Origin of the sequence: Streptomyces ochraceiscleroticus, from assembly GCF_000720485.1 — a bacterium.
Lineage (GTDB): Bacteria > Actinomycetota > Actinomycetes > Streptomycetales > Streptomycetaceae > Streptomyces > Streptomyces ochraceiscleroticus.
The window spans coordinates 84,337-102,669 of record NZ_JOAX01000001.1 but is presented as its reverse complement, the minus strand read 5'-3'; the positions used below and the strand labels follow the sequence as shown (position 1 = coordinate 102,669).

The 18,333-nt window shown below is 70.0% G+C and carries 15 protein-coding genes, 1 tRNA gene and 2 pseudogenes; 13 read left to right on the top strand and 5 right to left on the bottom strand.

Translation table 11 applies throughout. The annotated features are described in order from the left end of the window. Positions 1–61 precede the first annotated feature (61 nt). The gene (locus IG84_RS0100490; protein WP_107053783.1) at positions 62–982 is read right to left on the bottom strand and encodes a glycerophosphodiester phosphodiesterase family protein; all 921 of its coding nucleotides are present in this window, start codon (positions 980–982) and stop codon (positions 62–64) included. A gap of 217 nt (positions 983–1,199) precedes the next feature. Between IG84_RS0100490 and IG84_RS0100485 the strand changes: the two genes are divergently transcribed. From IG84_RS0100485 to IG84_RS37590, 3 genes and pseudogenes are all read left to right on the top strand, one after another. Further along, positions 1,200–2,855: a S1C family serine protease gene (locus tag IG84_RS0100485; RefSeq protein ID WP_031049736.1), complete on the top strand. Its 1,656-nt coding sequence runs from the start codon at positions 1,200–1,202 to the stop codon at positions 2,853–2,855. Between the two features lie 313 nt (positions 2,856–3,168). Continuing rightward, a tRNA-Ser gene (locus IG84_RS0100480) sits at positions 3,169–3,255 on the top strand. A 150-nt stretch (positions 3,256–3,405) separates the two neighbouring features. Then, positions 3,406–3,878, top strand: a pseudogene (locus IG84_RS37590) (glycosyltransferase family A protein); the annotation flags it as partial. Positions 3,879–4,262: 384 nt separating this feature from the next. Here IG84_RS37590 and IG84_RS37585 read toward each other — a convergent pair. Then, positions 4,263–4,997 (bottom strand): hypothetical protein, encoded by a 735-nt coding sequence (locus IG84_RS37585; RefSeq protein ID WP_031049719.1) that lies wholly within the window; start codon positions 4,995–4,997, stop codon positions 4,263–4,265. 460 nt (positions 4,998–5,457) lie between these two features. Here IG84_RS37585 and IG84_RS41760 point away from each other — a divergent pair, with 460 nt between their 5' ends. Together IG84_RS41760 and IG84_RS0100460 are read left to right on the top strand one after the other, a co-directional pair. Next, positions 5,458–5,811, top strand: coding sequence for a hypothetical protein (locus IG84_RS41760; protein ID WP_157848799.1), 354 nt, complete (start codon positions 5,458–5,460; stop codon positions 5,809–5,811). A 17-nt stretch (positions 5,812–5,828) separates the two neighbouring features. Then, positions 5,829–6,011, top strand: coding sequence for a hypothetical protein (locus IG84_RS0100460; protein WP_031049714.1), 183 nt, complete (start codon positions 5,829–5,831; stop codon positions 6,009–6,011). Between the two features lie 676 nt (positions 6,012–6,687). Here the strand turns inward: IG84_RS0100460 and IG84_RS40975 are convergent. Both IG84_RS40975 and IG84_RS0100450 read right to left on the bottom strand, forming a co-directional pair. Beyond that, the gene (locus IG84_RS40975) at positions 6,688–7,368 is read right to left on the bottom strand and encodes a PepSY domain-containing protein (protein ID WP_157848798.1); all 681 of its coding nucleotides are present in this window, start codon (positions 7,366–7,368) and stop codon (positions 6,688–6,690) included. 364 nt (positions 7,369–7,732) lie between these two features. After that, the gene (locus tag IG84_RS0100450; protein WP_031049711.1) at positions 7,733–8,227 is read right to left on the bottom strand and encodes a hypothetical protein; all 495 of its coding nucleotides are present in this window, start codon (positions 8,225–8,227) and stop codon (positions 7,733–7,735) included. 515 nt (positions 8,228–8,742) lie between these two features. On the opposite strand from IG84_RS0100450, the gene IG84_RS0100445 reads away from it, so the two are divergent. From IG84_RS0100445 to IG84_RS0100415, 7 genes and pseudogenes are all read left to right on the top strand, one after another. Beyond that, positions 8,743–9,129, top strand: coding sequence for a hypothetical protein (locus IG84_RS0100445; RefSeq protein WP_051861200.1), 387 nt, complete (start codon positions 8,743–8,745; stop codon positions 9,127–9,129). A 301-nt stretch (positions 9,130–9,430) separates the two neighbouring features. Then, complete coding sequence (locus IG84_RS0100440) at positions 9,431–9,736, top strand: hypothetical protein (protein ID WP_031049705.1); 306 nt, start codon at positions 9,431–9,433, stop codon at positions 9,734–9,736. Positions 9,737–9,951: 215 nt separating this feature from the next. Beyond that, positions 9,952–10,842 (top strand): annotated as a pseudogene (locus tag IG84_RS41980) (bifunctional MaoC family dehydratase N-terminal/OB-fold nucleic acid binding domain-containing protein); the annotation flags it as partial. A gap of 494 nt (positions 10,843–11,336) precedes the next feature. After that, positions 11,337–12,506, top strand: a complete 1,170-nt coding sequence (locus tag IG84_RS0100430; RefSeq protein ID WP_031049698.1) for a lipid-transfer protein — start codon at positions 11,337–11,339, stop codon at positions 12,504–12,506. 198 nt (positions 12,507–12,704) lie between these two features. Continuing rightward, entirely contained in the window at positions 12,705–13,670 is a 966-nt protein-coding gene (locus IG84_RS0100425) for a DUF1906 domain-containing protein (protein WP_051861198.1), read from the top strand. 182 nt (positions 13,671–13,852) lie between these two features. Then, entirely contained in the window at positions 13,853–14,452 is a 600-nt protein-coding gene (locus IG84_RS0100420; protein WP_031049693.1) for a SigE family RNA polymerase sigma factor, read from the top strand. Positions 14,453–14,637: 185 nt separating this feature from the next. Continuing rightward, on the top strand, positions 14,638–16,290 hold the full coding sequence (locus tag IG84_RS0100415) for a long-chain fatty acid--CoA ligase (RefSeq protein ID WP_031049689.1): 1,653 nt from the start codon (positions 14,638–14,640) through the stop codon (positions 16,288–16,290). A gap of 64 nt (positions 16,291–16,354) precedes the next feature. Here the strand turns inward: IG84_RS0100415 and IG84_RS0100410 are convergent, their stop codons facing one another. Then, the gene (locus IG84_RS0100410) at positions 16,355–17,620 is read right to left on the bottom strand and encodes an MFS transporter (RefSeq protein ID WP_051861197.1); all 1,266 of its coding nucleotides are present in this window, start codon (positions 17,618–17,620) and stop codon (positions 16,355–16,357) included. Between the two features lie 99 nt (positions 17,621–17,719). Between IG84_RS0100410 and IG84_RS0100405 the strand changes: the two genes are divergently transcribed. Beyond that, on the top strand, positions 17,720–18,304 hold the full coding sequence (locus tag IG84_RS0100405; RefSeq protein ID WP_031049683.1) for a TetR/AcrR family transcriptional regulator: 585 nt from the start codon (positions 17,720–17,722) through the stop codon (positions 18,302–18,304). The last annotated feature ends 29 nt before the right edge of the window (positions 18,305–18,333 follow it).

Sequence of the window (18,333 nt, the reverse complement as noted above, 5' to 3'; positions counted from 1 at the left end):
AATGGGCCACCGATATGTCCGCTCGGGCATTTCCGGGCCACCGTTTATCAGCCCTCGCCCCTTACGTCAGATTCAGCAGATTCCTCACCTGCTTGGGGCGATTCGTAATGATTGCGTCCACTCCCAGCTCGCGGCAGAGGGCGACGTCCGCCTCCTCGTTCACCGTCCACACGTGGACCTCGTGCCCGGCATGGTGCGCCTTGGCCACGTAGTCGGGGTGCGCGCGCAGTATCCGGATGCTCGGCCCGGCGATCTCCGCCCCCGGAGGCAGCCGCCCCTCCCGGTGCCGGGGGAGGATGAACTGCATGAGGTACACGGCGGGCACGGCCGGGGCCGCCGCCCGTACGCGCTGCAGCGAGCGGGCCGAGAAGCTCATGACGCGGACGGCGGACGGCGTACCGGGCGGCGGCTTGGTGTGCCCGAACCGTTCCAGCAGCTCGACCAGCCGCTCCTCGACCTGGCCCGCCCATCGCGAGGGGTGCTTGGTCTCGATGGCCAGCTCCACCCGGCGGTCGGCGTCGGCGACCAGTTCCAGCAGCCGCTCCAGGGTCAGCACGGACGTACGTTCGGTATCGCCCGCGGCTTCGTGGTCGCTGCCCAGTTCCGGATGGCGGCCGTCCGGCGCCTCGCCGGCCGCGTCGTCCTTCCAGGAGCCGAAGTCCAGCGCGGCCAGATCGGACAGTTCCAGAGCGGAGACGGCGCCGCGTCCGTTGGAGGTGCGGTTGATCCGGCGGTCGTGCACGCACACGAGGTGGCCGTCGGCGGTCAGCCGGACGTCGCATTCCAGGGCGTCCGCGCCGTCCTCGATGGCCTTTCGGTACGCGGCCAGAGTGTGTTCCGGGGCGTCCTCGGAAGCCCCGCGGTGTGCGACGACGGAAATGGCGGGCGGGGCGGGGCGGACACCTTGTACCGAGCGCGCAGTGGTCACCGAGTTATCGTGCCATCGCGCGGTGACGCGCCGTCCGGTCGGCACCTGGAGCATTACCCGGGGATGCGCCGTAAATGTCCGGGATAAAGGATGAAGGCAAGGTCACAGCCTCGGCTTACGGTGCCCTGACGGCCCGTGGGAAAGGCTTGAACCGGACACTCCCGTATAACGTCACGCCGACATGTCACCGTCAAGCCGATACGCCACGCATCGCTCGAACATGCCGGCCCTGTCATCGGGCCGGAATGGTCAGGAAGCTGAGGAGAGAGCTGTGAGCACCGAGAACGAGGGCGCCGCCGTCCCGCCGGAGGCGGAGCCGCAGGCGCCCGCCGGGGCCCAGGGGTCGGCCGCGCCTGCGTCCGGCGCGCAGGCTCCGCACACACCCCAGGACGCACCTCCCCCGCCGGCCTTCGCGCCGGTGGCCGGCTCCGCCCCCGCGCCCAAGCAACTGCCGAGCGCCGGCGCGTCCGACGGCGCTCTGCTGCCCGCGAGCGCCGGCGCTGACACCGGCGCTCTGCCGCCCGCGGCCACCGGCGCGGACGCCGGTGCTCAGCCGACGTCGGGCGCCGGTTCCGGCCCCGGCTCCGCCCCCGGTCCGCAGGGCGGCGGCTCCTCCTCGGGCTGGTCGCAGGACCCGCAGCACACGGCGGCCTTTCCGCCCGTCCCGCCCGGTGGCGGCGGACCGCACGACGCCGGCGCTCCGTACGGTGGCGGCGCGGGCGGCTGGGGCGGCCCGCCGCAGCCCCCGTACGGCGGTGGCGGCTGGGGTGCCCCGGCCGGTCACCCCGCCCAGGGACCGCGCCGCCGCGGCGGCCTGATCGCCGCCGTACTGGTGGCAGCGCTGGTCGCGGGCGGTGTCGGCGGCGGGATCGGCTACTGGGCCGCGGGCCAGGACGACACGGCCTCCACGACCGTCTCGGCCTCCGGCGACCCCCAGGCGCTGAACCGCAAGCCGACCTCGGTCTCCGGCATCGCCCAGCGCGCGCTGCCCAGCGTCGTGACCATAGACGCGCAGGGCGCGGGCGGCGAGGGCGGCACGGGCACCGGCTTCGTGTACGACAAGCAGGGCCACATCCTCACCAACAACCACGTCGTGGCGAGCGCCGCGGACGGCGGCAAGCTGACGGTGACGTTCTCCAATGGCAAGAAGTACGCCGCCGAGGTCGTGGGCCGCGCCCAGGGCTACGACGTCGCCGTCATAAAGCTCAAGAACCCCGACGACGCCACGCTCACCCCGCTCCCGCTCGGCAAGTCCGCCAACGTGGCCGTCGGCGATGCGACGATCGCCATCGGCGCCCCGTACGGCCTCTCCGGCACGGTCACCACCGGCATCGTCAGCGCCAAGGGCCGCCCGGTGGCCTCCAGCGACGGCGGGGGCACGAACGCCTCGTACATGTCCGCGCTGCAGACGGACGCGTCGATCAACCCCGGCAACTCCGGCGGCCCGCTGATGGACGCCTCCGGCAACGTGATCGGCATCAACTCCGCGATCCAGTCGGCGGGCAGCGGCGGCGGCAGCGACCCGTTCGGCGGCGAGGGCCAGTCCGGCAGCATCGGCCTGGGCTTCGCCATCCCGATCGACCAGGCCAAGCGGGTCGCCGACGACCTGATCCGTACGGGCAAGCCGGTCTATCCGCAGATCGGCGTGCAGGTCGGCATGCGGGAGACGAGCGACGGCGCGACGATCGCCCAGCGCGGCAACGGCGGCACGGCCGCCGTCACCCCGAACGGCCCGGCCGACAAGGCCGGCCTCAAGCCCGGCGACAAGATCACCAAGCTCGACGACACCGTCATCGACAGCGGCCCCACCCTGATCAGCGAAATCTGGCAACACCGCCCCGGCGACAAGGTATCCCTCACCTACGAACGCGCCGGCAAGCAGCACACAACAAAGGTCACCTTGGGCCAGCGCGTGGGCGACAGCTAACCCGCGAGATCCAGCCCGCCGGGAGATAGTCGAGGCGCGCGTTCGGCCCGCCGGGAGAAGCCGACACGCGAGCCCGGCCCGGCGGGAGACGACTGACACGCGTCCCCGGCTGGCCGGGGACCGCTGACATGCGTGCCCGGCTGGCCGGCAGACGGCCGACGTGGGAGCTTCGACCCGCCCGGAAACCGCTGACGTGCGCGGACAGCCCGCCCTCTGATCCCGGCGACCGGGCGCTCGGACAGCGCACGGAGCGAGCTGACGCGCTACCCTGATCCCCGCGTCACCGTCGGCCGACCGCCGACAGGTACCGCGGGGAGGCTTGCCCGAGCGGCCTAAGGGAACAGTCTTGAAAACTGTCGTGGCGGCAACGTCACCGTGGGTTCAAATCCCACAGCCTCCGCACTGAGAAGGCCCCTGACCAGTAACTTTGGTCGGGGGCTTCCGTCTTGAGCGCTGTCCGTCGCTGCCCGCGGTTCCCCGTTGTTCCCCGGCTGATCGGGCACGGAAGGGCACGGGCGGCGACTTGTCGGCCAGGGTCTTGTCGGGGTGTCGCGACGCGATGGCCCGTACTCTCGCGCTCTCGAGCGCGAAGGGTGAGTACATCGAGGTCCTCGACGCGGACGACATGCTCGCCCCGGCGCCCTCGCCCGCGACCTGCGCGCCCTGACCAGTGACCCTTCAATCGGCTGGGCAACGGCCCGTGTCCTCGACCTGATGCCCGACGGTTCGACTGTCGGCTTCGACCAGGACCCGCCCGAGGGCCGATCGGGCCTCCTCCTGGCCCTCGGCGGGAGGATGGCCCTGCCGGCATCGGAGGACACGGGCCTGTTGCTGGCACTGAGCGCGGGCAGCCGCGGCTGGTTCTCCGCGGAGACTGGTCTGCTGTACCGGAAGTGGCCTGGTCAGGTCACGAGCCGGGCTGCGCCCTCCGACGAGGAGGAGCGGGAGGCGCGGTTCGCAGTCGTACAGGCTCGGGCTCGGGCTTTGGCTGCCATGGAGAACTGGCGGCACGAAGCACAGTAATGTCCGTCGGCCGGCTGAGCTGACTGGTGTCGCGCCGTCAGCACGGCCGTTCTGGATACGCGGGGAGCGTTGGCTGCGGGCCAGGGCCAGACGCCCTGGCACATGGCAAGCAAGTGAGCCGAGGCAAAGTTCTCCGGAATGTGGTCAAGGTGCGTGGTGGTCAGCACGACCGCCAAGCCTGTGCCGTACGCAGGTTTGCCGTGGTCGTTCAAACAGCGTCCGGTGTTGCTGCACGGCCACATTCGCCTTAGCACTCACCGCGATAGTTAATGCCCTTCGGGTGTGGGCTGTAGGGCAGCAGGTCGGCGACGGCGCTGTGCCGGGGGCGTTGAAGGATGCGGTGTCGGTGCGGGACAGTCGCCGGCAGGGTGCGGATGGGGCCGGTCAGTCCTTCAGGCCATCGTCCCAGGAGCCGTCGAAGGGGCCGCCGTAGCTTTCAAGGAGGAGCACCAGCGCCGCAGTGACCCGGGGGTCCCATCGGTCGTCGGCCACGGTCAGGTGGCAGTCGCTCGACCAGTCGAGTACGTCCTCGCCGACACCGTCGAAATACCATTTGGTGCGGCGCGGCGTATGCCCCAGCTCACCCCCGCCGCCGTTGAGGGCGATGCCGACGAACAGGAGAGCTTGCAGGGGCAGAAGCAGCCACCACACACACCACCAGAAGAGGTTCCCCTTGTGGCCGATGGCAGCGGGGCCTCCGGTCGGCTGCACGCTCCAGCGCGTCCTGAGTCCACCGGTCAGGGCCCGTTCCCGGACGATGAGCGCCAGCGGTTCACCGGCCGGGCCGAGAACTTCGTACGTCGCGGCCTTGCCCTTTACGGCGGATTTGGTGACGACACGGGCGTGGACACGCTGCCGGTAGCGGTCGGCCCAGAGAACGAAGGTCCGAACGCCTTCCTCGCGGGCTTTGCAGTACTCCTCCGCACCGCCGGGTGGGAGCACCCGCTCGGGATAGGCCAACGCCGTGGCCTGATCACGGACTGCGCGGGGATGGATGGTGGCCTCGGCGACGCATATCTTCAGGCGTACCCCTCCGTCGTCCGGCTCCGTCTCGCGCTCGCTCCTCAAAACTTGCCCTTGCAGCCATACCTTTGTCTCCAGCGCCTGCCTCCTTGCCATTGTGCGCAGGCCAAATGCCCTGGATGACAAATGTGTAGCGCACGCTCGACGCGCCGCACTCCTCGGGGCCGTCGCGCATGAACCTCATGCCCATTGTGACGTCGACATCGCGGCCTCCCAACTTGCTTTTCGGACGGGAGATGACGCGGCACTGCTGCGGCGCGACGTGACCCGGTACCAGCCTCCTTCGGCTGAACTACTCCCCGTTCACCGGGAGTTGATATATCACTCCACGCTTCATGGTTTGCCGACGTCTGACAATAGTTGGACATTTGGCTATCCATGGACCGAAACAGCAAAATTGGGCAACGCACGAGAGTTTCACAAAATGGTCCAGCTCAAGATCCGCTCAACTCGGGTTCCCGCTGCGAGATTCAGCTAGTACATTCGTAGTTGACCAAGAGAGCGCGGCATCCGACCAATGCCGTTGCTTATAGAAGTTGAAACGGGGAGCAATTCAATGAAGAGCCTTGTCTCGGGTGCAATGTCGGCCGTTATGCTGGGAGGCGTAATTCTCGGCAGCGGTGTCGGTGTGGCACATGCCGAGTCGAGCCGGCCCGCGCCGCGTGCCGCCATGGTGAACCCCATCGAAGAGGCTCGTTCGATGTGCATGATGGACAGCAAGAGTGACTGCGCGTACTTGATGCACAACACCAAGATGCTCAAGATGGTCAAGAACTGCCTGATCAAGGGGGCAATCGGCGGGGCCGGGGCGCTGATTGTCGGTCGATACGTCAGCAAGGACGTGGCCAAGGACATCGCGAGCAAGACCGTCGTCGCCGGCGCCACCGGCTGCCTCTCGTCGCTCGCCTAAAGGCTTAGGGGATTCTGATGGCCAAGATTGTATTCACCCTCCTCTGGGCCGGCGTTCTCATCGCGGTAAACAAGCTGCTCGATGACGTCACTTGGGCCCAGTATCTGGCAACATTCGTCCTCGCGGGAATGTATGCCTTTGCTGTCACGAAGGTGCCGGGTGCGCGCAGCAAGGGCACCCAGGAAAGCTCAGAAGTGTGACTTTCTTGGCATCACGCGTCCGTGTTTCCGCCCCCTGAGAGTCAGCCGTCCATTCCTGGCGTGCGTCAAGTAATAGGCGATCTGACGGGGTAAGCAAGTCATGGCGGCGGTGCTCACTGGGCACCGCCGCCATGGCCATTGTTGTCGGTGCGTCCGCGGTCTTCAGCTATACGGCGCGCCCGGCGGGCCCGCCGTATGTCGGTATTGGATCTCCGTCCTGGTCATCCAGCGGATATCCGTTGCTACCGCGGGGCGAGTCGTTGAGGGTGCGGACCTGCTGTTGTCCGGGGACCTCATTGCAGCGGTCTACAGGACACCGGCGGCGGTCGCGGCCCACATGCTCGGTTGGGCTTGAGCTGCTGTCCAGGCGTTCACTCACGCGCTCCGCTCGCCTCCGTGTCACCACGTGGCTTTCTGGACACCATTTCGTGCGGCGAGGTAGGCCGTGGCCATGGCCTTGTCTTCTTCAGCGCGTGGTGTTCGGAAACCGATCGGTTCTTGGATGTCGGTCGGCCTGGCTACTGGGCAGCGCCTCTACGTGTCCAACCAGAATGTGTAGAGGCAGACTTCGGTCCGAAACGGATGAAGGGGCCGCGTCCGCCGGACAGTGGCGGTGGCGGCCCCTTCGAGCTCTGGGGGAGGTTTCAGGCAAGCGGCCAGGCAGCCTGAAGCCTGATCAGTCGTCGTCGCTGTCGTTGTCGTGGTCGTCCTGGTCGACGTGCTGGTTGAGGACCTTGCCACTGGCAGCGTCAATGGTGACGTCGTGGCTCTTGTGGTCCTTGCCGAGGACGTCGACCTCCCAGACGGTGGAACCGTTGCGGTCGTTGTCGTCGAGGCCGTAGGAGACGACGGTGCCGGGGACGGCCTTCAGGGCCTTGGCGGTGGCCTTGTCGTGGCCGATCTTGTCGGCCTTGATCTGGGCCTGGGTCTCGGCGGCGTCCTGGGCGGCGTCGTCGTCGCGGTCGGTGTGCTTGTTCAGGACCTTGCCGTTGCCTGCGTCGATGGTGACGTCGTGGCTCTTGTGGTCCTTGCCGAGGACGTCGACCTCCCAGACGAGGGAGCCATTGCTGTCCGCGTTGTCGAGTTCGGCGGAGGTCGCGGTGCCGGGGACGGCCTTGAGGGCCTTGGCGGTGGCCTCGGACTGGCTGATCTTGTCGGCCTTGACCTGGGCGCGGTCCTTGGCGGTGTCGTCCAGGTGGCGCTCGCTCTGGGAGAGCTTGACCGAGGAGTGCGGGGCCGGGGCATCGTCGTTCGCGAAGGCGGTCGCGGCACCCGTGCCGCCGATCACTGCGACGGCGGCGGCCGTGGCGAGGACGACTGCGCGGGGGATGAGCGTGCGCTTGGCGTTGGCCTGCATGGGGAGGTTCCTCCGGGGCGTGGTGCGGTCGGTTCCGCCGGGGGGCCTTGTCGCGCCCTTCCGACATTGATCACAGTGCCGAACGGGACCTGAACACAGCCTGAAGGGCGCTGAAGCGGTCTTCAGGTTCCGGCCCCGGGACAGGCTCCGGCTCCGGGACGGGTGAAAGGGCGGCCCAACGCGCAAGGGGCGGCTGTCCTGTGACATCGAACCTGGAGTGTGTGACGCCGAAGTTTGAGCGGTAGTTCGTTGGCACTATCGGAGTCGAGGCTGCCGGGGATCTCGAGATTCGCAGGGAAGACTGTGCGATCTCCAGCCAGGCGGTTCCGGGCACATCCCGTCTCCACTCCGCCGACCGCGGCGGCTACCGGCGGAACCGGCGGGACTGGGCGCGCAGCTTGGACATCCAGCTCGACCCCCAGGTCATGAGGGCCGCCGTCGCAGCCAAGCTGCCGAGTGTCACGAAGAAGGCCCCCGGATGGTGGTGGTTCACCCAGCAGGGTTCCCACTCGTTGAGGCAGGGCCTTGAGACGCTCTTTCGTCCGGGGATCGAGCGGGCGACGGCCAGCGCGCTCACCACGGCCACGGCCGCGTACGCGATGCCGGCCACGGCCCATCGGGACGAGCGCTCGCTCCCGGCCGAGTTGAAACGGCGGAAGGAGCGCTTGGCGGCCGTGAACGTGATCGGGAGCAGCGCGCCGACGGTGACGCCGAATCCGATGTCGGTCGCCGTCGAGTGTGCGGCCAGGTCCCACAGGTCGTCACCGAGCCACAGCGACAGTGCGAAGAATCCGAGGATGGCTACGAGCGCGGCGACCTGCTTGGCTATTGTCTTCCGGCTCGCCTTGGGACGGTTCATCAGCGGATCCTCTCGGTGGTCTTGTGTGTGCGGCCGGTTCGTGGCCGCGGGCCCGCCCGTCCGCGAGGCGTACGAAGCAGGCGGACGCGGGGCGGTGCTGCGGCGGCCGTCGTGCCAGGGCAGCCGGAACGGCTGCGAGGGATCCCTGTCACCTGCGGGGCAGCGTCGAGGCGGATCAGCCGGTCCCGCTCCAGGCACGGCTCGTACCCGATGTGCTCAGCGGTCGTGGCGCAGAAGTACCTGCCCGCGAGGCTCTTCCCGCCCTTGGGCCGGCGGAACGGCCGCACGGGCGTGAAGATCCCCAGGTCAAACGCGACAAGGTTCGGATCTGCGTACGCTCCCGCGAGCTCCCCCACTCCCACCCCTGACAACCCAGCGCGTCGTGCCACTCAAACTTCGGCGACTTCGGTGACACAACCTAATGATCACCAAGGTTCGCTGGCAAAGATCAAGGTTCGATGACACAGGACAGCGGCCCCCTGCACGCCCGCCATGCCGCAGCCCCCTGATCCGCGATGCGAGACACATCTGGGGCGGTCATCTTCCTGGCCGTCCAGCTCTGCGAAGACCGAGAGGGAATCCGCGCAGCGGACAAGACGCAGGAAGAGATGCTCGGGGAGCATCTGGAAGCGGGCCGTCTGAGAGGGCGCTCCTTCGAGCGGATCATGCTCCTCGGAGGCGACGACGTCATAGAGGCGGCCCACGAGCTCAACACCATCGCCGGGGAGATCGACTGGCAGGCGACGGGCAAGATCGCAACGCACCACAGAGCCGCGGCATTTCGGGCGGTCAGCGGGTACGTCGGCGCTCGATGCAGCCTTCTCTTGAGGTCTGTCATGGCGGTAACGGCACCGTGGGTTCAGATTCCACAGCCTCCGCCATGGATCATCAGCACGCTGTAGGCCATGGAATTGCAGGTGAGGCGGGGTGTCCGGCTTGGTCGGGGGCCCCTTTTGCGTGTGCTGCGCCGTTCTCGCCGCGTCTCGTCGTGGCTCGTTGTGCCCCTACGCGCCCCGGTCGTCCGCCCCTTCCGGACGTTTGACGGGTGGGGCTCACGCTTGCGGGGGAATCGGGGGTGGTTGTCGGTTCGGGGGGTGTCGCTTGGGCAGTTCTGGTGGCGCGACGTCGTTACGCAACAGGCCCGGGGGGGTCGGCCAACCACCCAGGGGTTACCCGTCCAAGTGGTTCCGCAGGAGGAAAGTCATGGCAAGCATCCGTACCGCTCGCACCATCGCCGCCGTTGCCGCGCTGCCGCTCGCAGCAGCCCTGTTCGCCGGGGTCGCGTATGCGGACAACGGCTCGTTCGCGTCGGCCGGGTCGGGGGCGGTGTCGGCGAGCCAGGAAGGCACCGGCGTCGGGAACGACAACAACGGCAACTCCACCACGACCCAGCAGGTCGCGAACGGGGACGGAGCGTCCAATCAGAACAACACCGCGAGTGTGAACGGCTCAGGATTCACCCACGTCGACCAGTCGAACGCGACGGTGAACTTCACGAACCTCTGGTGACCTCTTCGGTGACCTGAGGACGACGGGCGGCCGGCGCTGGGGAGAGCCGGCCGCCCGTCCCTTCGCTGCCTGACAACGACCTTGACAGTGAGCGGTTCCTGACGGACAGTCAGGAACCGCTCATTCGTGTGTCGGCGGGTGCGGAGGGGGCGGTGGTGAGCGGTACGGATTCCGGGTTCGATGAGCGGCTGAAGGCTTACGTGGGGCGGGCCGCCATGGTCGGCGGGACCGGCAAGGATCCGGTCAACGCGGCGATGATCCGGCACTGGTGCGAGGCGGTCGGCGACACCAATGCCGCGTACACCGGCGAGGGGGCGATCGCGCCGCCCACCATGCTCCAGGCGTGGACCATGGGCGGGCTCTCCGGGCATACGGGCAGGTCAGCGGCGTACGAGGAGCTGTTCGCGCTGTTGGACGGCGCCGGGTACACGGCGGTGGTCGCGACCGACTGCGAGCAGGAGTACTTGCGGGCGCTGCGTCCGGGTGACGAGGTCCGCTTCGACGCGGTGATCGAGTCGGTTTCGGCGCGGAAGACGACGAGGTTGGGGGTCGGGTACTTCGTTACGACGAAGATGGATGTACGGGTTGGAGGGGAGGACGGGGAGGGGGAGGAAGGGGAAGTCGTTGGAACGCATCGGTTTCGGATATTCAAGTACGCACCGAGGAGGAAGGGGACCGCGGAGAAGTCGGGTGGGGCGCGCGAGAGTTCCGCGCGGCGGCCTCGGCCCGTGGTCAATCGGGACAATGCCGGATTCTGGGCGGGGGTCGCCGAACGGCGGCTGTTGATCCAGCGGTGCGGTGATTGTGGACGGCTGCGTTTTCCCTGGCTGCCGGGGTGCAACGGCTGTGGGAGTGAGAAGTGGGAGACCGTCGAGGCGGGTGGCGACGGCGTCGTTTTCTCGTACGTCGTGATGCACCATCCGCCGTTTCCCGCCTTCGACCCGCCGTACGCGGTGGCGGTGATCGAGCTGGCCGAGGGGGTGCGGATGGTCAGCGATGTGGTGGGCGTGGACCATGACGAGGTGCGCATCGGGATGCCCGTACGGCTGGAATTTCGGCGGGTGGACGAGGAGTTGGTGCTGCCGGTGTTCCGCGCCGTTGGCCCCGCCACGGAAACCACCGAACCCGCCATGGAAACCACCGAACCCGCCACGGAAACCATCGGCCCCGCCACGCAAACCGCCGAACCCGCCTCCCGCGACCCCGAGTTGGCCCCTCTCGCGGTCCCGATCACCCGCACCCTGATCGTCGCCGGAGCTCTCGCCTCCCGGGATTACCAGGACGTGCATCACGATGCCGAGGCGGCCAGGGAGAAGGGTTCGCCGGACATTTTCATGAACATCCTCACCAGTAATGGGTTGGTCGGGCGGTACGTCACCGATCACTTCGGGGCCGGGTGCGTACTGCGCAAGGTGGCCATCCGGCTGGGGGCGCCCAACTACCCGGGCGACACGATGACATTGCGCGGAAGCGTCATAGAGGCAGAGGAAGGCGGGGGGCGCGCGGAGGGGCTGACCGTCGTGCGCGTGATCGGGGAGAACGGGCTGGGGCGTCATGTGACCGGCACGGTCACCGTCGCGTTGGCCGGTGGGGGCGTCGTATGAGTGTGCGGCGCGGGGACGGGCTCGGTGGGCGGGCGGCCATCGCCGGCATCGGTGCGACGGAGTTCTCCAAGGACTCCGGGCGGAGTGAGCTGAAGCTGGCGGTCGAGGCCGTGCGGGCCGCGCTGGCGGATGCCGGGCTGGCACCGGGGGACGTGGACGGCATGGTCACCTTCACCATGGACACCAGCCCGGAGGTCACCGTCGCCCAGGCGGTGGGCATCGGTGAGCTGTCGTTCTTCTCGCGGGTGCATTACGGCGGCGGGGCGGCGTGCGCGACCGTGCAGCAGGCGGCGATGGCGGTGGCGACCGGGGTGGCGGAGGTGGTGGTCTGCTACCGCGCCTTCAATGAACGTTCGGGCCGGCGCTTCGGTTCCGGCGTGCAGCAGCGCGAGCCGTCCGCCGAGGGCGCGGCGCTCGGCTGGAACCTCCCCTTCGGGCTGCTGACGCCCGCCTCCTGGGTGGCCATGGCGGCGCAGCGGTACCTCCATGTGTACGGGCTGACGCCGGAGGCGTTCGGGCAGGTGGCGGTGGTCGACCGGCGGCACGCCGCCCGTAACCCCGCCGCGTACTTCTACGGGAAGCCGATCACCCTGGAGGAGCACGCCGCCTCCCGCTGGATCGTCGAGCCGCTGCGGCTGCTGGACTGCTGCCAGGAGACGGACGGCGGGCAGGCGATCGTGGTGACGTCGGCCGAGCGGGCGCGTGACCTGCGGTGCCGGCCCGCGGTGATCACCGCGGCGGCGCAGGGCGCGGGCCGCGCGCAGGAGCAGATGACGAGCTACTACCGGGACGGCCTGACCGGCCTGCCCGAGACGGCCGTGGTGGCGCGGCAGTTGTGGCGGAGCAGCGGGCTGACGCCAAGGGAGATCGACGTCGGCATCCTGTACGACCACTTCACTCCGTTCGTGCTGATGCAGCTCGAGGAGTTCGGGTTCTGCGCGCCGGGCGAGGCGACGGACTTTGTCGCCGCGGACGCGCTGCCGCTCAATACGCACGGCGGGCAGCTCGGCGAGGCGTATCTGCACGGCATGAACGGGATCGCGGAGGGCGTGCGGCAGATCCGCGGCACGTCCGTCAACCAGGTGCCGGGCGCCTCCCGGGTGCTGGTCACGGCAGGCACGGGGGTGCCCACGTCGGGGCTGGTACTGGGCGCGGACGAGGGCTGACGGCCGGCAGCGGACGGCGGACACCCGTCAACGGGCCGCCCCGCACACGCACCCCCGCGCACACCCGCCCCGCGACCCCGCACGCGCACCCCGTACACACCCGCCCCACGACCGCTCCCACCCGGCATACGGCTGAACGGGCGGTCCCGCCCGCGTGTCCGTTCCCGGGTGGCGGAGTGTGCCCCGTTCACTCGGCGTATGAGATGGACAAAATCCGCAAAAAGTATCGCTTTGCTGGCGCTGCTGCCGACCGTCGGGCTGGTCCTCGCCCTCATGGCAGCGCTGATCCCGTCCTGGTTCTCCTCCTCCCCGAAGGCCAGTGACGCGCGGCCGGCGGAGGCGTCCGGCGCCGGCAAGGCGGGCCGCGCTGCCGAGGCCGCGGCCGCCGATCCCGCCGCTTCCCCCGGCCCCGCGGCCCGGGCCCCGGCCAAGGCGCCGCCGACCGGCCCGTACCTGTACAAGGGCTTCGGGCTCGACACGTGCGAGGCCCCGGCGGTCAGCTCGCTCCGGGCCTGGAACAGCAGCCGGTACCGGGCCATCGGCGTCTACTTCGCGGGGCGCGGCCGCGCCTGTCCCAAGCAGCACAATCTCAGCCCGCAGTGGTTCCAGGGCGCGAAGTGGGCCGGCTGGCGGGTGCTGCCCATCTACCTCGGCTCGCAGGCGCCCTGCGTGAAGAACAAGCACAAGCGGAAGTACGCCATCGGCGCCGACCCCTACGGCCAGGGCGTGACCGAGGCCAGGGTGGCGGTGAACCGGGCCCGCGCGTACGGGATCATGCCGCGCAGCCCGATCTACCTGGACATCGAGGCGTACAGCCTGTCGAACCGCGCCTGCGCGGACCGCACGCTGCGCTTCATCCGCTCCTGGAACCGTGAGGTGAGCCGCTTCGGTTACCTGCCGGGCTTCTACAGCAGCGCGAACGCCGGCGTGCGGCACATGGCGCAGGCGCGCGCGCAGGGGATCACCGACCTGCCGGCGGTCATGTGGTTCGCGCGCTGGAAGACGCCGCCGTCCGCCTACGGTGAGAAGTGGCTGCCGAACACGGCCTGGCACCCGAACCGCAGGATCCACCAGTACGTCGGCCATGTCGTGGAGACCCACGGCGGCCGCGCGCTGCGGATCGACCGCAACTGGGTCGACGCTCCGGTAGCGGTGATCCAGTGACCGGCCACCCCCGTCGGGACGGTCCCGGCCGGGAGAGCTCCGTCGGGCGGACCCTGACGGGGGTGGGGCCGCGCTCCGTCCTGAGGAGGTGGGGACAGCCCCACCCGTACAACCAGAGGCGGATGCGGCTTCGGCACCTCGGGCCGATCCCCGCCGAGCCCGGCGCTCCTAGCGTGGAGGGCATGACCACGCCAGTGTGCAAGGGCGCCTCGACCGCCGCGGCGGCACCGTCGCCGGCGCCGCTCCCGTCGCCCTCGGCGCTCCCTTCCGTCGCCTCGTTCCCGTCCTTCCCGTCGTTCGCGGCGTACGTACGGGACCGGGGCCCGGCGCTGCTGCGCGCGGCCCGCTCGCTCACCGCGAACCCCAACGACGCGGAGGACCTCCTCCAGACCGCGCTGACCAAGACCTTCGTGGCCTGGGAGCGGATCGAGGACCACCGGGCGCTGGACGGTTACGTACGGCGGGCGCTGGTGAACACCCGTACCTCGCAGTGGCGCAAGCGGAAGATCGAGGAATACGCCTGCGACGAGCTGCCCGAGCCCGGCCCCGTCACGGCCGCCCCCGATCCCGCGGAGCGACAGGTACTGCGGGACGCGATGTGGCGCGCGGTGCTCAGGCTGCCCGACCGGCAGCGGGCCATGGTCGTGCTGCGCTACTACGAGGACCTGAGCGAGGCGCAGACCGCCGAGGTGATGGACGTCTCGGTGGGCACGGTCAAGAGCGCCGTCTCCCGGGCGCTGGCCAAGCTGCGCGAGGACCCCGACCTGGCGCGGGCTGCCTGAGGGCCGGCGGCCCGAGCCGACCGTGCCACGGGTGCTCACGCACGTCGATCCTGCACGTCAAGCGGACAGCGGCGTGACGGGACACACGCCTGTTTTTCTCGGGCAGTAGTGACATACCACGTGGTACGGCAGCAGAATCGGCGGAAAATCTACTCACCCGTAACCGGTCCTCGGGAGGCCCCCCGGTGCTGAGCACGATGCAGGACGTACCGCTGACAGTGACCCGCATCCTTGCCCACGGGTCCACCGTGCACGGCAAGGCCGAGGTGATCACCTGGACCGGGGAGGGCGAGCCGCACCGCCAGACCTTCCGGGAGACCGGCCTGCGCGCCGCGCAGCTCGCCCACGCCCTCCACGACGACCTGGGCGTACGTGACGACGAGCGCGTCGCGACCCTCATGTGGAACAACTCCGTCCACCTGGAGGCGTACCTCGCGATCCCCTCCATGGGCGCGGTCCTCCACACCCTGAACCTCCGCCTGCCCGCCGAGCAGCTCGTCTGGATCGTCAACCACGCCGCCGACCGGGTCGTCCTCGTCAACGGATCGCTGCTGCCGCTGCTCGCCCCGCTGCTCCCGCAGCTGCCCACGCTGGAGCACATCGTCGTCGCGGGCCCCGGCGACCGCTCCGTACTGGAAGGCACCGCCGCGCAGGTCCACGACTACGAGGAGCTGCTGGCCGGACGCCCCGAGACGTACGCCTGGCCCGAGACCGACGAGCGGCAGGCCGCCGCGCTCTGCTACACCTCCGGCACCACCGGCGAGCCGAAGGGCGTGGTCTACAGCCACCGCTCGCTCTACCTGCACTCGATGCACGTCAACAACGCCGAGGCGTTCGCCCTGACCGGCCGTGACATCGCGCTCCCGGTCGTCCCCATGTTCCACGTCAACGCCTGGGGCCTGCCGCACGCCGCCTTCATGGCGGGCTCCTCGCTGCTGATGCCGGACCGTTTCCTCCAGCCGGCCCCGCTCGCCGAGATGATCGAGGCCGTACGGCCCACCATCGGCGCCGCGGTGCCCACCATCTGGCAGGGCCTGCTCGCCGAACTGGACGCCACCGAGCGGGACGTCGCCTGCCTGGGCACGGTGATCATCGGCGGATCGGCCTGCCCGCCCTCCCTCATGAAGGCGTTCGAGGACCGGCACGGCATCCGCGTCGTGCACGCCTGGGGCATGACCGAGACCTCGCCGCTGGGCAGCGTCGCGCACCCGCCGGCCGGCGTGACCGGCGACGAGGAGTGGCGCTACCGCTGTACGCAGGGCCGTTTCCCGGCCTCCGTGGAGGCGCGGCTGGCCGGTCCCGGCGGCGAGTACCTGCCCTGGGACGGCGAGTCGGCCGGCGAGCTGGAGGTACGCGGGCCGTGGATCGCGGGTGCGTACTACGGCGGCGCGGACGGTGAGGCGTTCCGCCCCGAGGACAAGTTCAGCCCGGACGGCTGGCTGCGCACGGGCGACGTCGGCACGATCACGCCCGACGGCTACCTCACCCTCACCGACCGCGCGAAGGACGTCATCAAGTCCGGCGGCGAGTGGATCTCCTCGGTCGAGCTGGAGAACCATCTGATGGCCCACCCGGACGTCGCCGAGGCCGCCGTGGTCGCGGTCCCGGACGAGAAGTGGGGCGAACGCCCGCTGGCCACGGTCGTCCTGAAGGAAGGCGCCACGACCGGCTACGAGGACCTGAAGGAGTTCCTCGCCGGCCGCATCGCCCGCTGGCAGCTCCCCGAACGCTGGGCGGTCATCCCGGCCGTCCCGAAGACGAGCGTGGGGAAGTTCGACAAGAAGGTGCTGCGCAAGCAATACGCGGACGGCGGGCTGGACGTGACGCGGCTCGGCTGACCGCTCCGGTGACCGGGGGAGCGGTACGTCCGGGGAGCGTGCTGCCCGGACGTACCGCGCCGCCTCAGCGGCGGCCGGGCCTGCGGTGGGGGAGGAAGCGGCCCGCGGTGAGCCAGAGGAGGGCCAGGGCGCAGACGCCGGGCCAGTGCCAGTGGGTGAAGACCGGGCCGGTGAGGGCGGAGGCCAGGGCGCCGGCGAAGAAGGCCGCGACCATGTAGGCGGTGTTGGCCGTGGCGGGCGAGCCGGTGGAGGTCAGGGCGAGGGTCTGGTTGGCCACCTGGCCGCAGACCAGGCCCGCGTGGACCAGTACGGCCGCCAGACACAGGGCCCAGAGCTGGTGTCCGCCGAGCAGGAAGAGGGGTACGGAGACCAGCGTCAGCGCGTACGCGGCGCCGACCACCCGGTCCGTGCCGAAGCGGTCGATCAGGCCGCCGGCCAGCGGCGCCACCATCGCGGAGACCAGCCCGAACAGGCCGAAGAGCCCGGCGGTCGCGGTGGAGAAGTGGTACGGCGCGCCCGTCAGCAGCAGGACCACCGCCGTCCACAGCGCGCTCCACACGCCGAACAGCCCGCCCTGACGCAGACAGGCGCGCCGCAGGTCGGCGGAGGTGATCAGCATCCCCGGGACCTGGGCGACGCCCTTGCCGATCCGGGTCAGCAGCGCGCCGGAGACCTCGCGGCGCTCGGGCGGCAGCAGCGCGGCGGTCACCGAGCCGATCAGTACGGTGAGCACCGCCGAGCCTAGGAGGACGGCGCGCCAGCCGTACGCCTGGCCGGCCAGCCCGCCCAGTACACGGGCCGCGACGATGCCGGTGAACAGGCCCGCGACCACGGCAGCGACGTGCAGGCCGCGGCGCGCGGCGGGCGCCCGCTCGGCGACCAGCGGCACGAGGAGCTGGGGGATGACGGTCGTGGCGCCGGCGACCAGCAGCGCGGCGCCCAGTGCGGGCAGGCCGGGGGCGAGCCCCGCGACGGCCATCGCGGCGGCGGTGACGACGGAGAGCACGGCGATCAGGCGGCGCCGGTTGGCGGTGTCGCCCAGTGGTGCGAAGGACAACAGGCCGATGGCGTAACCCAGTTGGGAGAGGGCGGTGATCCAGCTGACGCCGGCGGCGGGCAGCCCGAAGCCGCGCGCGATCAGGCCCAGGAGAGGCGCGGCGAGGTAGATGTTGGCGACCGTCACCGCGGTGCAGAGGGAGATGACGGCGAGGAGGAGGCCGGGCGGCGGGCCGGTACGGCCCCGTGGCGCGGCGGCCGCGGCTTCCTTGCCGGCCGATGCGGGTGAGGGGCCGGTGGCGGTGGACGGTGTGGCTGAGGGTGTGGTGGGCATGGCGGCGGTGGCTTCTCCCCGGTAGCAACCAACTGGTTGGTTGCAAGTCTCTGCGCGTGCGTCGGTCGTGTCAACCAAACAGTTGGTTACGCTGATTCCATGACAGGGACCAGGGACCCCGCGGCCACCAAGGCGCGCATCTTCGAAGCGGCGGCCGCCGAGTTCGCCGCGTACGGCATCGCGGGTGCCCGCATCGACCGGATCGCCCGCGAGGCCAAGGCCAACAAGCAGCTCATCTATGCCTACTTCGGCAACAAGAGCGAGCTGTTCGCGCAGGTCCTGGAGACGCGGCTGGTCGACCTCGCCCGCGACATGCCGATCGACGCCGATGATCCGGACGCCTGGGTCGACCGGCTCCTGGAGTACCACGACACCCACCCGCAACTGCTGCGGCTGCTGCTGTGGGAGGGGCTGGAGTACGGCACGGGGCCCCTGCCGCGCGAGGACGAGCGCACCTCGCACTACGACCGCAAGGCCGAGGCGTTCGCCGACGCGCAGCGCCGCGGCGCCATCGACACCACCCTGCCACCGCGCGACCTGGCGTTCATCCTGCTCGGCGTGGCGGCCTGGTACGCGGCCATGCCGCAGATGCGGAAGATCCTGGTCGGCGACACGGACGAGGCGCGGGCCCGGCTGCGTGAGTCGATCGGCACGGCGGTGCGCCGGATCATCAGCAAGCCGTAGGGTGCGTCGCCGCGGCGACGCACCCCGCG